General features: G+C 36.8%; 13 protein-coding genes. 9 read left to right on the top strand and 4 right to left on the bottom strand.

The genetic code is table 11. The features are described from left to right. The first annotated feature begins 174 nt into the window (after positions 1–174). The 4 genes from ACIQ2X_RS01345 to azu all read left to right on the top strand — a co-directional run bounded on the left by ACIQ2X_RS01345 (position 175) and on the right by azu (position 5,033). Positions 175–2,574, top strand: coding sequence for a glycoside hydrolase family 31 protein (locus ACIQ2X_RS01345; protein ID WP_396177075.1), 2,400 nt, complete (start codon positions 175–177; stop codon positions 2,572–2,574). 93 nt (positions 2,575–2,667) lie between these two features. Continuing rightward, a complete protein-coding gene (locus tag ACIQ2X_RS01340) occupies positions 2,668–3,129 on the top strand; it encodes a copper resistance protein NlpE (RefSeq protein WP_396177074.1) in 462 nt (153 codons plus the stop codon). A 93-nt stretch (positions 3,130–3,222) separates the two neighbouring features. Further along, positions 3,223–4,461 (top strand): pyridoxal phosphate-dependent decarboxylase family protein, encoded by a 1,239-nt coding sequence (locus tag ACIQ2X_RS01335; RefSeq protein WP_396177073.1) that lies wholly within the window; start codon positions 3,223–3,225, stop codon positions 4,459–4,461. A 65-nt stretch (positions 4,462–4,526) separates the two neighbouring features. Beyond that, complete coding sequence (gene azu / locus ACIQ2X_RS01330; protein ID WP_396177072.1) at positions 4,527–5,033, top strand: azurin; 507 nt, start codon at positions 4,527–4,529, stop codon at positions 5,031–5,033. A gap of 82 nt (positions 5,034–5,115) precedes the next feature. On the opposite strand, the gene hisS is transcribed toward azu, so the two are convergent. The 3 genes from hisS to ACIQ2X_RS01315 all read right to left on the bottom strand — a co-directional run bounded on the left by hisS (position 5,116) and on the right by ACIQ2X_RS01315 (position 8,444). Then, entirely contained in the window at positions 5,116–6,801 is a 1,686-nt protein-coding gene (hisS, locus tag ACIQ2X_RS01325; RefSeq protein WP_396177071.1) for a histidine--tRNA ligase, read from the bottom strand. A 130-nt stretch (positions 6,802–6,931) separates the two neighbouring features. Further along, complete coding sequence (prmC, locus tag ACIQ2X_RS01320) at positions 6,932–7,843, bottom strand: peptide chain release factor N(5)-glutamine methyltransferase (protein ID WP_396177070.1); 912 nt, start codon at positions 7,841–7,843, stop codon at positions 6,932–6,934. Positions 7,844–7,958: 115 nt separating this feature from the next. Further along, a complete protein-coding gene (locus ACIQ2X_RS01315; protein ID WP_396177069.1) occupies positions 7,959–8,444 on the bottom strand; it encodes a GNAT family N-acetyltransferase in 486 nt (161 codons plus the stop codon). Between the two features lie 27 nt (positions 8,445–8,471). Here ACIQ2X_RS01315 and ribD point away from each other — a divergent pair, with 27 nt between their 5' ends. From ribD to ACIQ2X_RS01300, 3 genes are read left to right on the top strand one after another with little or no spacing between them, the layout of a single operon-like run. Then, positions 8,472–9,515, top strand: a complete 1,044-nt coding sequence (gene ribD, locus ACIQ2X_RS01310; protein WP_396177094.1) for a bifunctional diaminohydroxyphosphoribosylaminopyrimidine deaminase/5-amino-6-(5-phosphoribosylamino)uracil reductase RibD — start codon at positions 8,472–8,474, stop codon at positions 9,513–9,515. Then, positions 9,508–10,104, top strand: a complete 597-nt coding sequence (locus ACIQ2X_RS01305) for an HAD family hydrolase (protein WP_396177068.1) — start codon at positions 9,508–9,510, stop codon at positions 10,102–10,104. The genes ribD and ACIQ2X_RS01305 overlap by 8 nt, the downstream gene beginning before the upstream one ends. A gap of 14 nt (positions 10,105–10,118) precedes the next feature. Continuing rightward, complete coding sequence (locus ACIQ2X_RS01300) at positions 10,119–10,730, top strand: IMPACT family protein (RefSeq protein WP_396177067.1); 612 nt, start codon at positions 10,119–10,121, stop codon at positions 10,728–10,730. Positions 10,731–10,745: 15 nt separating this feature from the next. On the opposite strand, the gene ACIQ2X_RS01295 is transcribed toward ACIQ2X_RS01300, so the two are convergent. After that, positions 10,746–11,153 carry an acyl-CoA thioesterase gene (locus tag ACIQ2X_RS01295; protein ID WP_396177066.1) on the bottom strand — a complete coding sequence of 136 codons (408 nt, stop codon included), beginning with the start codon at positions 11,151–11,153 and terminating at the stop codon, positions 10,746–10,748. A 198-nt stretch (positions 11,154–11,351) separates the two neighbouring features. Here ACIQ2X_RS01295 and dnaA point away from each other — a divergent pair, with 198 nt between their 5' ends. Further along, the gene (dnaA, locus tag ACIQ2X_RS01290; RefSeq protein ID WP_396177065.1) at positions 11,352–12,779 is read left to right on the top strand and encodes a chromosomal replication initiator protein DnaA; all 1,428 of its coding nucleotides are present in this window, start codon (positions 11,352–11,354) and stop codon (positions 12,777–12,779) included. 1 nt (position 12,780) lies between these two features. Beyond that, a complete protein-coding gene (locus ACIQ2X_RS01285; RefSeq protein WP_396177064.1) occupies positions 12,781–13,257 on the top strand; it encodes a low molecular weight protein-tyrosine-phosphatase in 477 nt (158 codons plus the stop codon). The last annotated feature ends 115 nt before the right edge of the window (positions 13,258–13,372 follow it).

Below are 13,372 nucleotides of genomic sequence, written 5' to 3'. Positions count from 1 at the left end.
TTCGTTTTTCAAGGAGTTGTTCAATTCAGTCGGTTGTATCTTGATGTCCTTGCTTTATTTACAACCCATCGCAATCGTTATCGTTAAAAAGTTATTGAACAACTTATACATTAATAGTAGTCAACTTTGTAAATTTGACTAACGACGGTTACAACTGTCAAAAAAATATAAAATATGATCATTAATACTGAACTTGAATATAAAGGTGATTTATTCCCCTCTAAAATCATCTCTTTTAAACATGAGGTGGATTCCATTGACTTTCATACAGATAACAAAGTAATTTTACGACTAACTGTACTTCGCGACAGTATGATTCGGTTTCGTTTTACTGCCAAAGGCTATTTTAGTAACGACTTCTCGTATGCAATTGACAAAACACAATCCCATGGATATAATGCTTTGGAAGTAACAGAAGAAAAGGATCATTATAAAATCACGACAAGTAAAGTATCTGTAATTGTTCAAAAAAGCGATCTACGAGTTGGCATATATGAATTGGATGGTACTACAATTCTAGAAGATGAAATTGGTTTTCATTGGGAAGAAAGTTACGAATATGGTGGGAATATTGTAAAAATGAGTAAAATGTCCAGAGATGGAGAATCTTTTTATGGACTCGGAGACAAAGCCACGCATCTAAACCTCAAAGGAAAACGTCTGGAAAACTGGGCCACCGATCAATACGCTTTTCAAAAAGACCAAGAACCGTTGTACAAAGTAGTTCCGTTTTATATCGGATTGCACGACAAAATTGCCTACGGGATATTCTTTGATAATACGTTTAAATCCTTTTTCGACTTTAGTCACGAACGAAAAGGCGTTACCAGTTTTTGGGCAGATGGAGGAGAAATGAATTACTATTTCATCTACGGTCCTAAAATGAGTGATGTCGTGCAAACCTACACCCATTTAACAGGAAAACCCGAATTACCACCATTGTGGACTTTGGGCTACCACCAATGCAAATGGAGTTATTATCCCGAAAGTAAGGTTAAAGAAATCACAACCAAGTTTAGGGAATTAAAAATTCCGTGTGACGCCATTTATCTCGACATTGATTACATGGAAGGTTTCAGGTGTTTTACTTGGAGCAAAGAATATTTCCCAGATCCCAAACGAATGGTTGCCGAATTGGCCAAAGATGGATTTAAAACCGTGGTAATCATCGATCCAGGAATTAAAATTGACCCTGATTATTGGGTGTACAAAGAGGCATTAGAGAACGATTATTTTTGCAAAAGAGCCGACGGTCCCTATATGAAAGGAAAAGTTTGGCCAGGCGATTGTAATTTTCCCGACTATACCAATCCCGAAGTGCGAGAATGGTGGGCGGGTTTATTTAAAGAATTGATTTCTGATGTTGGCGTCAAAGGCGTTTGGAATGACATGAACGAGCCAGCTATTATGGAAGTGCCTACTAAAACTTTCCCTCTCGATGTACGACACAATTATGATGGAAACAATTGCAGTCATAGAAAAGCACATAATATTTACGGAACACAAATGGCCCGTGCCACTTATGAAGGAGTAAAACGATTTGCCTATCCAAAACGACCTTTTATAATTACGCGTTCGGCCTATTCTGGAGCTCAAAGATACACTTCATCTTGGACAGGGGATAACGTGGCAACTTGGGAACATTTGTGGGTTGCTAATGTCCAAATGCAACGAATGTCCATATCTGGTATGGGGTTTACGGGCTCGGATATCGGCGGATTTGCCGACCAACCTTCGGCCGAATTATACGCCCGTTGGATCCAGTTGGGGGTTTTTCACCCATTTTGCCGAACCCATTCTTCGGGACACCACGGCGAACAAGAACCTTGGAGTTTTGGCGATGAAGTTATTGATATTACCCGAAAATTTGTCGAATTACGGTACCAATTGCTTCCGTATTTATACACGATGTTTTGGCAATATGTCAACGACGGCGTTCCAATGTTAAAGCCTCTCGTATATTTTGACCAAGCCGACAATCAAACCCATTATCGAACAGACGAATTTATTTTTGGTAATCAAATCTTGGTTTGTCCAATTCTGGAACCCAACGCTCAAGGCAGAAGAATGTACTTGCCACAAGGAAAATGGTACAATTTCTGGACCAATGAACTTGTTGTAGGAAAAAAAGAACTTTGGGTCGCTACTGATTTTGACCAAATTCCGATTTTTATAAAAGAAGGCGCCATTATTCCAAAATACCCCATTCAGCAGTATGTGGGCGAAATCGAATCGCCTGAACTTTCATTGGACGTGTATTACAAATTAGGTAAAGAAAAATCCTATGTTTACGAAGACGCTCAAGACGGATATGACTACAACAAAGGCCGTTACAGCTACAAAACTTTCAGCCTAAACGGGAAAGAAAAAGAACTTATCATTACCCAACACAAAGAAGGATCTTTCCAAACCAATTACAAAACGATGACGATTCAAATAAAAGGATTACCGTTTAAATTAAAAGGAATTGAAATCGACAAGGAAATGATTATTTTGGATAAAGAGTTATTGAATTTAAAAAATGGTCTTGTAGTGGATACTGATTTTACTGAAATTCACTTTATTGGAATTTAAAAACCTCCAAAACTTACAACATTTCAAGTACAACTTTATAACGCTTTTTAAAGCGATATGATTATCTTAGTATTCCATTTTAAAATTGAGAATATGAAAATCATATCGCTTTCATTATTGGCAACAAGCCTGTTTCTAACCTCTTGCAAAAACGAAAATAAAACCGAAGATTTCTTCAATGACCAAAAAGAAATAGTCAATGAGGAACAAAAAATGGATGGTCATACCAGCATGAACGCCCTCGACTGGCAAGGAACTTACGAAGGCACTCAGCCCTGTTCTGATTGTGATGGCATTTTCACTGAAATTACCATCAATAGCGATGCAACATTTGAAATGCATTCCACCCGAATCATGGGCGACAAAAAAGACAAATCAACCCAAAAAGGAACATTCCAATGGGACGAAACGGGTTCTGCAATTGCTCTAAAAGTGAACGAGAAAACCGTTAATTACAAAGTGGGAGAAAACAAATTAATTCTTGTAGATGATTTGGGCAGAATGATGCCAGAAACTGAAACTTCCAATTATGTGTTGATAAAAAAAGTATTGTAACAATTTAGCGTGCATCTGTGTTTAAAAACAAAAGCTAACATTTGTCATATTTTGCCCAATTGGGAATACCTTATTTTGTAGAAAAATTCTCTTATGATGTATTGGAAAAAATTATCCCAAGAAGAACGCTCCAAACGAATTGAAAAGGCATTGCAAAACAATGTCAACTTTTCGCACGATACCTCCTTGGGTTACCCCGCTTCGAAATTAGACAGTAAAGTATTTTACGACGATGCCCCTTTTTTAAAAGACGCACCCACTTTACAAGCTTATGTTGCCAATCCAAACAACATCGGTTGCCATACATTTGGAACTTCGGAAAAAGCATTTGCTGGAACACAAAATATCGAACGCGAAGTGCTCAATGTGATTGCCGTTGATATTTTTAAAGCAAGTCCCGACACGTTTGACGGATACATTTCGCCCGGCGGAACGGAAGCCAATATTCAAGCTTTTTGGATGTATCGAAATCATTTTATCCATACATGTAAGGCAAAATTAGACGAAATCGTCCTTCTTGCCTCTGAAGACACGCATTATTCCATTGCAAAAGCGTCGAATGTCTTGATGATCGACTGGATGAAAATCCCCGTAAATTTTAACGATAGAACCATTTCGAAAGAGGTTTTGAAAAACCAGATTTTGAAAGCACAACAAAAAGGAAAAAAATATTTTATTGTTGTTGCCAATATGGGAACCACCATGTTTGGGAGTGTAGATGATATCAATGTACTTACCGACGTGCTTGAGGAAAATGAAATAACTTTTAAACTACACGTTGATGGTGCTTATGGCGGTTTTTTCTACCCGTTTTCTAATCCAGAAAGTCGGATGAATTTTAAAAATCCGCACGTGAGTTCTATCACAGTCGACGCTCACAAAATGTTGCAAGCGCCTTATGGTACTGGAATTTTTCTTTGCCGAAAAGGACTCATCGAAAATGTGTTGACCAAAGAAGCAGAATACGTCGAAGGAATGGATTTAACACTCTGCGGAAGTCGGTCGGGTGCCAATGCGGTCGCAGTCTGGATGATTTTATTTACCTACGGCGGAAACGGTTGGTTCGAAAAAATTAGCATTTTGCAAATGCGAACCAATTGGTTTTGCAAAGAACTTGATGCTATGGGAATTTCCTATTTCCGAAACCCTCACATGAATATTGTTACACTTAAGGCAAAATACATTCCGACCGATGTGGCAGAGCGCTTTGATCTTGTACCTCAAAAACACGACCAAAACAACCAGTGGTACAAAGTAATTGTAATGGAACACGTCGAAATTGAACACCTCACTTTACTTTTAGAAGAATTAAAACCCGAAGTCCAAGTTTAAAACCGTGGTAAGGACTATCTTTATAGAAATAAAATTTTAACCCTCATTACTTAATATTTCACAATATGAACAACATTTTCAAAATTTCAATTCTAGCACTTGCTACAGCTTTCACGCTTCAATCTTGTGGTGGAAAAACGACCGAAAAAACAGAAGAATCGACCACGACCGAAGAACTCTACCCAGAAGCAGAAGCAACTTCCAACACCATTACCATTGAAAGCAACGACGCCATGCAATTTTCGACAAACGAACTTCGGGCCAAAGCGGGCGAAATCACGTTGACCTTAAAACATTCTGGTAAAATGGAAAAAGCAGTGATGGGTCACAATTTAGTTATTCTCAAGTCTGGAACTGACGTCAACTCATTTGGTGCAAAAGCAGCCGAAGCTAAAGATACCGACTACATTCCAGCATCTGAAGCAGCAGCAATAGTGGCACAAACAAAGTTAATTGGTGGTGGCGAGAGCGACACAATTAATTTTACGATTACTGAACCAGGAACCTACGACTACATCTGTTCGTTTCCCGGTCATTTGGCTTTAATGAAAGGCAAGTTGATTGTAGAATAACCGCTTAATACACAAAAATTTTTAGCCTTCCCTAAAGAAAAACTGTACCTAAAGTACTTTTTTACTTCATAGAAGGCTTTTTTTATGCTTGCAATTTTAGCATCAAATCGCTCAAAGTAAGCAGGATTTGTTCGCCTGAAATTAAATTTTTCAATGCATATTTTTCTTGCAAAATTTCGTCGCTTCCAGCAATTACAGCAAACGGAATATTCCGTTTATCGGCATGGCCAAATTGCTTGCCTACTTTCGCCGCATCTGGATACAGTTCGACTTTAATTCCAGCTTTTCGTAAAGCAGTTATCGCTTTCATGGCGTATTTCGCTTCTTCCAGTCCGTAATTGATAAACAGGGCTTTGGTGGTTACAGTTACGGTTTCGGGAAACAAATTCAGTTCTTCAATAACTAAATAGATGCGGTCCAAACCAAAAGAAATTCCCACACCACTCATGCTTTTCAATCCGAAAATTCCTGTCAAATCATCATAACGACCTCCTCCTCCAATGGATCCCATCGCAACTTCTTTAGGTGGTGCAACTTCAAAAATAGCTCCGGTGTAATAATTCAAGCCTCTTGCTAAAGTCACATCCAGGTCTAAAATTGCGTTTTGCAAACCCAATTGGGAAATATTTTCGCAGATAAATTGCAACTCTTCTACTCCTTTTACACCTTCAACCGAACTGGAAAGTAAGGTGCTTAATTGATCGATTTTCTCAGAAATGGTTCCTGTGAATGAAAACAAAGGTTGTACTTTTTCGATGGCTTCTGCCGAAATGCCTTTTTCTAACATTTCTTTTTTCACACCGTCTTCGCCTATTTTATCCAATTTATCCAAAGCCACAGTAAAATCAATCAACTTATCCGAAGCACCGATTACCTCAGCGATTCCCGATAAAATTTTGCGGTTGTTGATCTTGATAGTCACGCCTTTCAAACCCAATTCAGAGAAAACGCTGTCGTACAACTGCACCAACTCCACTTCTTGCCACAACGAGGTAGAACCTACCACATCAGCATCGCACTGAAAAAACTCTCTAAAACGGCCTTTTTGAGGGCGATCGGCCCGCCAAACGGGTTGGATTTGATAGCGTTTGAATGGAAATTCAATTTCGTTTTGGTGTTGTACCACGTATCTTGCAAAAGGTACTGTTAAATCGTAACGGAGGGCTTTTTCGGAGATATAATTTCCAACATATTTAGTTCCTAATTGAAAATAAAAATCGCCAAAAATAATACTTGAAAGTATATTTATGTTATAATTATCTTCTTTTTCATCTCCTTTTAACAAAAGTTTGTTATATAATTCATCATTTGGTAAAAGAATTTCAGAGATTCTAATCCAAATATCAATCGCTAATCTTTCAATGTTAATATAATTTTCATCAAACTTTATATCCTTACTTTGTCTTATACTTTTAGGTAGTACATCCAAAAATACTTCTTTATATCTATCAAAATCAAAACTTTCTTCATCGGATTTAGAAATCGCTATTCGTAAATTAAAAAGTGCCGTTTTAATAGCTTTGCTCAAGTTTTGATTAACATTCGTTAAAAACTCGCCAGAATTCAAGATTTTAAAAATCAATCGGTCGCCTTCTTCGCCGTATTTTCCCATCAAAGTCTCCGAATTTTCAAACGAAGGCGTTTCAATCGGCTGAAAACCAAATTTCTCAAAATTACTTCTGATAATTTGCATAATATATTGTCGTTTCGCCACTTCTGAAGGTGAAAAATCTCTGGTTCCTTTCGGTATACTTGGTTTTGATGCCATTTTTTTAATTATGAGTTATGAATTATGAGCTATGAGCTATGAATTCCTAAATTTAGAAACCATAAGTCAAAATTTGGTGCAAATATCTTAATTTTAAAACTTCTTTTCGTCTGAAACTTGCGTTAAATTTCTACCTGTTTTTATTCCAAACCGCGCGAGTCATTCGGTCGTTTCCGTAAATATCTTTGCGCAATTTAACATTTTGAAAACCTAATTGATTTAATAAATCAATCATTTCCTTTCCCAAATATTGATTGATTTCAAAAAACAATTGTCCGCCAAAACTCAAGTTTTTTGTTGCCAAAAGAGCAATTTTTCGGTAAAAAATCAACGCATCTAAATCATCTACAAACAAAGCAAGGTGCGGTTCGTTATCCAAGACATTTTTTTTAATTTCTTCCTTTTCTAAATTTCGAACATACGGCGGATTGGAAACGATCAGGTCAAATTGTGCCAATAAATCTTCGGTTTCCAAAATATTCTTCTCTAAAAAAGTCACCGATACCTCGTTCATTTCTGCATTCTTCTTCGCAACTTCAAGCGCTCTTGCCGAGACATCAATCGCAAAAACACGCGCGTTGGGAATATTTTTGGCCAATGAAATCGCAATACAACCGCTTCCTGTTCCAATATCAAGAATCTTTACATCTCTACGTCTTTCAACCCCCCTATCTTTGAATCCTTCCATCTTTTCGTCTGTCCATGCTTCTATCTTCAAATTCTCAATTATCCAATCCACTAATTCTTCGGTTTCGGGACGCGGAATCAGCACATTTTCATTTACATTAAAGTTCAATCCAAAAAATGCAGTTGTTCCTAAAATGTACTGAATTGGAATTTCTTTCTTTAGTTGTGCCAAAATCAAATTCCACTCTTGGATTTCCTTTTCAGAAAAAGCAAAATCAGGATCCAACGCCAAATCAATTCGTTTCATCTGGTGTTTTTCTTCTAAAATCAAATAAAAAAAGCTTTCGGCTTCCATCACATCATAAATGTTGTAAAGCGCTTCGAAGAATTGTGTTTTATAAATTTTTGCTTTCATTTTAGTAGTATTTTAGTACTCCAAGGTACTACTGCGGCGGAACGTTGCACTTTTCGTCGGTCAGATGACAAGATTGGAAAATATGTTTCCTATTCCAAACAAGTCTGTAACACCTTTATAATTTTTTCAACATCCAAACCGGACAAGAAGTGTGTCCTGTGTTTCCTAAAGGTTTATCTAAATATTCAAAACCCACTTTGTTATACAATTTTTGGGCGGCTTCCATATACGGCATCGTTTCTAAGTAGCAACTTTCAAATCCGAATTCCTTGGCTTTCGCCAAACATTTTTGCATCAATTCAATCCCCAATCCCAAACCTCTTGCTTCAGGCAAAAAATACATCTTTTGTAATTCGCAAATGCTTTCGTCTTCATTTTCAAGTTGACTCACTCCAGCTCCACCAATTATTTTACCATTATTTTCGACTATAAAATAAATCGGTTTTGGCTTGTTGTAGGCTTCAAACATCAATTTTAATTGAGGATCGGCATAAGCTGTACCTACTTTTGGAATATTCAACTCGATAAAAACATCCCGAACAACTTGTTCAATTGCCTGGTTGTCTTCTTGTTGTATTGGCCGTATATTTGTGTGTTGCATTCCGAAACAATGTCTTATTTTTGTGACGTGAAGATACATGAAAAATATATAAAACGTTGCATTGAACTCGCCAAAAACGGCTTGGGAACCACCTATCCTAATCCTTTGGTGGGAAGTGTAATAGTGTTTGAAAACCAAATTATTGGTGAAGGTTGGCACCAAAAAGCTGGCAAACCGCATGCCGAAGTACATGCCATAAATTCCGTAAAAGACATATCGTTACTTTCAAAAGCAACTATTTATGTAAGTTTGGAACCTTGCAGTCATTTCGGAAAAACACCGCCTTGTTCGGATTTGATTATTGAAAACAACATTCCGAATGTCGTTATTGGAACTGTGGACCCCAACGAAAAAGTGGCCGGAAAAGGTATTCAGAAATTAATCGATGCTGGAATTCATGTCACGATTGGTATTTTGGAAAACGAATGCAACGAATTAAACAAACGCTTTTTTACTTTTCATCAGAAAAAAAGACCTTATATCATTTTGAAATGGGCTGAAACGGCTGATGGTTTTATAGCACCCGTTTTTAAAAACAAGCAGCAACCCGTTTGGATTACCAATCCCTCTTCGCGACAACTCGTTCATAAATGGCGGAGTGAGGAACAAGCGATTTTAGTAGGAACGCAAACGGTTTTGGACGACAATCCCAGTTTGAGTGTTCGGGATTGGACGGGAAATCAGCCGATAAAAATAATTTTAGACCCCAAAAATCGATTGGACGAAAACTTAACTGTTTTCAATTCGGACGAAAAAACACTCGTAATTTCAGAACGCAAAAAAACTTTTACGAATGAAAACTGCAGGACTGAAATCATTAATTTTAACGGAAATGTAGCGCAAGAAATTTGTGCTGTTTTATTTAGAAACAACATCCAATCAGTGATTATCGAAGGTGGAGCTCGAACCTTACAAACTTTTATAGAGGCGAAACTTTGGGACGAAGCACGCGTTTTTAAAGGATCAAATTCCTTTTCAGCAGGTACAAAAGCACCCGTTTTTTCAGGAAAAATGGTACTGGATGAAAAAATTTTAGACGATACACTTTTAATTTTCAAGAGTCATGATTAAAAACATCATTTTCGATTTTGGCGATATTTTTATCAATTTGGACAAACAAGGTTTGCATAATGCCTTATCAAATTTAGGAATTAAAGATTGGAATTCTACTTTACATACATTGAACGAATCGTTTGAAAAAGGAGCATGCTCGGAGGAAGATTTTCTCCTCGGAATTCAGAACTTTGTTCCCGAAAAATCAATTGAAGAAATAAAAGAAAGCTGGTGTAGGATTCTTGCTGATTTTCCGCTGTATCGATTGGAATTTTTAGAGAATTTATCACAACAAAATTACCGCTTGTTTCTTTTGAGCAATACTGATGCCATTCACATCACACATTTTCAAAAAACAGTTGGCGAAGCCTTCTACAAACGTTTTTTTAGTGCTTTTGAAAAAGTCTATTTTTCATTTGAAATGGGATTGCGAAAACCACAACCAGAAATTTATACCCAAGTTTTACAAGAAAACAACTTAACTGCTTCCGAAACTTTATTTGTAGACGATAAAATGGAAAATACCGATTCGGCAAAAAAAATAGGTATTGAGGTTTGGAATTTGCAAGTAGGAAAAGAAGATGTAGTCCACTTATTTAAAAAGTGAAAAATTAATATATTTTGGAGATACACGACACTTATAAAACCATTGCAACGGCTACTGAACCCATTTTACTGAAAGAAAAGAGCAGTAAATTTTTTGGATATGCTTTTGCGATTGAAAAAGAGGAAGAGTTAAAAGTGATTTTAGACGATTTGCGAAAGCAAAATAATGGAGCTGTCCATTTTTGTTATGCCTATCAATTGGGTGTGGACAAAATATCTTATCGAGCAAACGACGATGGCGAACCCAATAATTCGGCGGGAATGCCAATTTATGGACAAATCCAGTCGTTTGAGGTTACCAATGTATTAGTAGTAGTTGTTCGGTATTACGGTGGTATAAAATTAGGTGTCGGTGGATTGATTAGTGCCTACAAAACAGCGGCTCAAATGAGTTTGGAACAAGCTGAAATTATCGAAAAAACAATTGATGTACACTTTTTAGTTTCTTTTGATTACCAAAACATGAATAAAGTGATGCGTGTAATTAAGGAAAAAAATTTGGAAATTGTAGCTCAAAATATGCAAATAAACTGCGAAATCGAATTAAAAACTCGCAAAAAAAATGCCGAACAAATTTTCGACATTTTTAGTGCATTGTATCCCGTTACTGTAAAAATTAAGGAATAATCATTACAAAACTATTTACTTATTTAATTCGGAAATTTTGTCCAAAACATAGCTTGGAGGCGTAATTGGACGACCTGTTTTCATGTCGACAAATACCAAAACCGAGTGTGCTATTGTTAATAACTCCTGACTCTCATTATAAATTTCGTAGTCAAATTCAATCTTAACCGAAGTCTGACTTTTAAAAATAGTTCGAACAGTGATTAAATCATCATATCGGGCCGGTTTTTTATAATTCATAGTCAAGGAAACCACGGGAAGCATCACGCCATTTTCTTCCATCCATTTATACGAAAGCCCCATATTTCTCAGCCATTCCACGCGTCCCATCTCAAAATATTGGGCATAATTTCCGTGGTAAACAACACCCATTTGGTCTGTTTCGGAATAACGAACTCTTACACTAAATTCATGTGTTTTCATAACTGTTTTTTTTATTTTTAAATATCTAAATAAGTCCTTTTCAAACCGACCTACAACTTTATTTTTACAAAATCAATCCCTATATATTTTTTTTTAAAGAAAATTGTTCACATATTTGTTGTCCCGAAAGACATACAAAAGATTGACTCTTTTTTATTACATCAATAACTAATAAATAACACAAACTAAAGCCTAATTATGAACAAAACTGCTCAATCAGTATGGGAAAACTGTCTTCTATTTATAAAGGACAATATCCAAGACCAAGCCTACAAAACTTGGTTCGAACCGATTAAGTCAGTTGAGTTAACAGACAACGCATTGTACATTCAAGTTCCGAGTAAATTCTTTTACGAATGGCTTGAAGAACATTACGTGAAATTGTTAAAAGTAGCACTTACCAAAGAACTCGGAAAAAACGCAAAGTTACTCTATAAAATCAAAATGGAAAACACTTACGGCAACAAACAACCATTTACGGAACAGTTGCCAAGTGCACATCGCGGACCGATGAAAGCACAAGAAGTGGATTCGCCATTTAAAAATTTAGACCCCGAATTAAAAAACCCATTTGTGATTCCGGGCATTCGCAATTTAAAAATCGAATCGCAGTTAAATCCCAATTACAGTTTTGACAACTTTCTAGAAGGCGACTCCAACCGTTTGGCACGTTCTGCGGGAATGGCTGTAGCCAATAAACCCGGCGGAACCTCGTTCAATCCGCTGCTTATTTTTGGCGGCGTTGGTTTAGGAAAAACACATTTAGCACACGCCATTGGTGTAGAAATCAAAGACAAATACCCAGAGAAAACAGTATTGTACATTTCTGCCGAAATATTTACACAGCAATATATTGATTCGGTTAAGAAAAACAACCGAAATGATTTTATTCACTTCTATCAATTGATCGACGTTTTGATTATTGATGATGTGCAATTTCTTTCTGGAAAAACCGGAACACAAGACGTGTTTTTTCACATATTTAATTATTTGCACCAAAACGGCAAACAAGTTATTTTGACCTCCGACAAAGCACCTGTGGACATGCAGGATATCGAGCAACGCTTGTTGTCGCGATTTAAATGGGGACTTTCAGCCGAATTGCACCAGCCGGATTATGAAACCCGAATTTCTATTTTAAAGAACATTCTGTACCGCGACGGGGTAGAAATTCCAGAAGAAATTATTGAATATGTGGCACGAAACATCAAGTCGAACGTGCGTGAATTGGAAGGAGCCATTATTTCTTTGATTGCCCAATCTTCTTTCAACAAAAAAGAAGTAACCATTGATTTGGCCAAACAAGTGGTGGAAAAATTTGTGAAAAACGTCAAAAGAGAAATCTCCATAGACTACATTCAAAAAGTAGTTTCAGACTATTTTCAATTGGATTTGGACACTTTGCAATCCAAAACCCGAAAGCGACACGTGGTACAAGCGCGTCAATTGGCCATGTTTTTTGCAAAAAAATTCACCAAAGCTTCCCTTGCTAATATCGGTTCGCAAATAGGCGACCGCGACCACGCCACCGTTTTACACGCTTGTAAAACCGTAGACAACTTGGTTTCTACCGACAAGCAGTTTAAAAAATACGTGGAAGACATTCACAAAAAACTGTCGCTCTAAAATGAAAACGAAGATTTTGATGGTTTGCTTGGGCAATATTTGCCGGTCTCCTTTAGCAGAAGGCATCTTGGCATCAAAACTTCCTACCGATAAATTCGTTGTAGATTCTGCTGGAACGGGAGATTGGCACGTTGGCAGTCAACCCGATAAGCGTTCGATTGCAATTGCGAAAAGTAAAGGATTAGACATTTCCTGTCAAAAAGCACGGCAATTTACAATCCAAGACTTCATCGAATATGATTATATTTATGCGATGGATGGTTCCAATTACCAGAATATAGTGGCTTTGGCTCCAAATCAAAAATCCGTAGAAAAGGTAAAATTAATTTTAAACGAACTTTTTGAAAACGAAAATGTGGACGTTCCTGATCCGTATTTTGGTTTAGAAAATGGATTTGAAATCGTTTACAACATGCTTGATGAAGTGTGTGATGTAATTGCTGAAAATTTAAAAAAGAATCATTTCAATGCTAACTAAGTAAGAAGAAAGCTACATTGTCGCAATTATTACCAAGTACTTTTGCCACAGATTAAAAAGATTAAAAGGATTTTTAATCTATGAGACTAAGCAATCTGTGTTCATCTGTACAATC

The sequence above is a fragment of the Flavobacterium sp. genome (genome assembly GCF_044368625.1).
Taxonomy (GTDB): domain Bacteria; phylum Bacteroidota; class Bacteroidia; order Flavobacteriales; family Flavobacteriaceae; genus Flavobacterium.
Note: the sequence above shows the minus strand (reverse complement) of the source record. Positions and strands in the feature narration are given on the sequence as shown.

Bases quoted from the DNA above. Each gene is read 5' to 3' on its own strand.
- ACIQ2X_RS01345 (WP_396177075.1), top strand. From the start codon at position 175: ATGATCATTAATACTGAACTTGAATATAAAGGTGATTTATTCCCCTCT.
- ACIQ2X_RS01340 (WP_396177074.1), top strand. From the start codon at position 2,668: ATGAAAATCATATCGCTTTCATTATTGGCAACAAGCCTGTTTCTAACC.
- ACIQ2X_RS01335 (WP_396177073.1), top strand. From the start codon at position 3,223: ATGATGTATTGGAAAAAATTATCCCAAGAAGAACGCTCCAAACGAATT.
- azu (WP_396177072.1), top strand. From the start codon at position 4,527: ATGAACAACATTTTCAAAATTTCAATTCTAGCACTTGCTACAGCTTTC.
- hisS (WP_396177071.1), bottom strand. From the start codon at position 6,801: ATGGCATCAAAACCAAGTATACCGAAAGGAACCAGAGATTTTTCACCT.
- prmC (WP_396177070.1), bottom strand. From the start codon at position 7,843: ATGAAAGCAAAAATTTATAAAACACAATTCTTCGAAGCGCTTTACAAC.
- ACIQ2X_RS01315 (WP_396177069.1), bottom strand. From the start codon at position 8,444: ATGCAACACACAAATATACGGCCAATACAACAAGAAGACAACCAGGCA.
- ACIQ2X_RS01305 (WP_396177068.1), top strand. From the start codon at position 9,508: ATGATTAAAAACATCATTTTCGATTTTGGCGATATTTTTATCAATTTG.
- ACIQ2X_RS01295 (WP_396177066.1), bottom strand. From the start codon at position 11,153: ATGAAAACACATGAATTTAGTGTAAGAGTTCGTTATTCCGAAACAGAC.
- dnaA (WP_396177065.1), top strand. From the start codon at position 11,352: ATGAACAAAACTGCTCAATCAGTATGGGAAAACTGTCTTCTATTTATA.
- ACIQ2X_RS01285 (WP_396177064.1), top strand. From the start codon at position 12,781: ATGAAAACGAAGATTTTGATGGTTTGCTTGGGCAATATTTGCCGGTCT.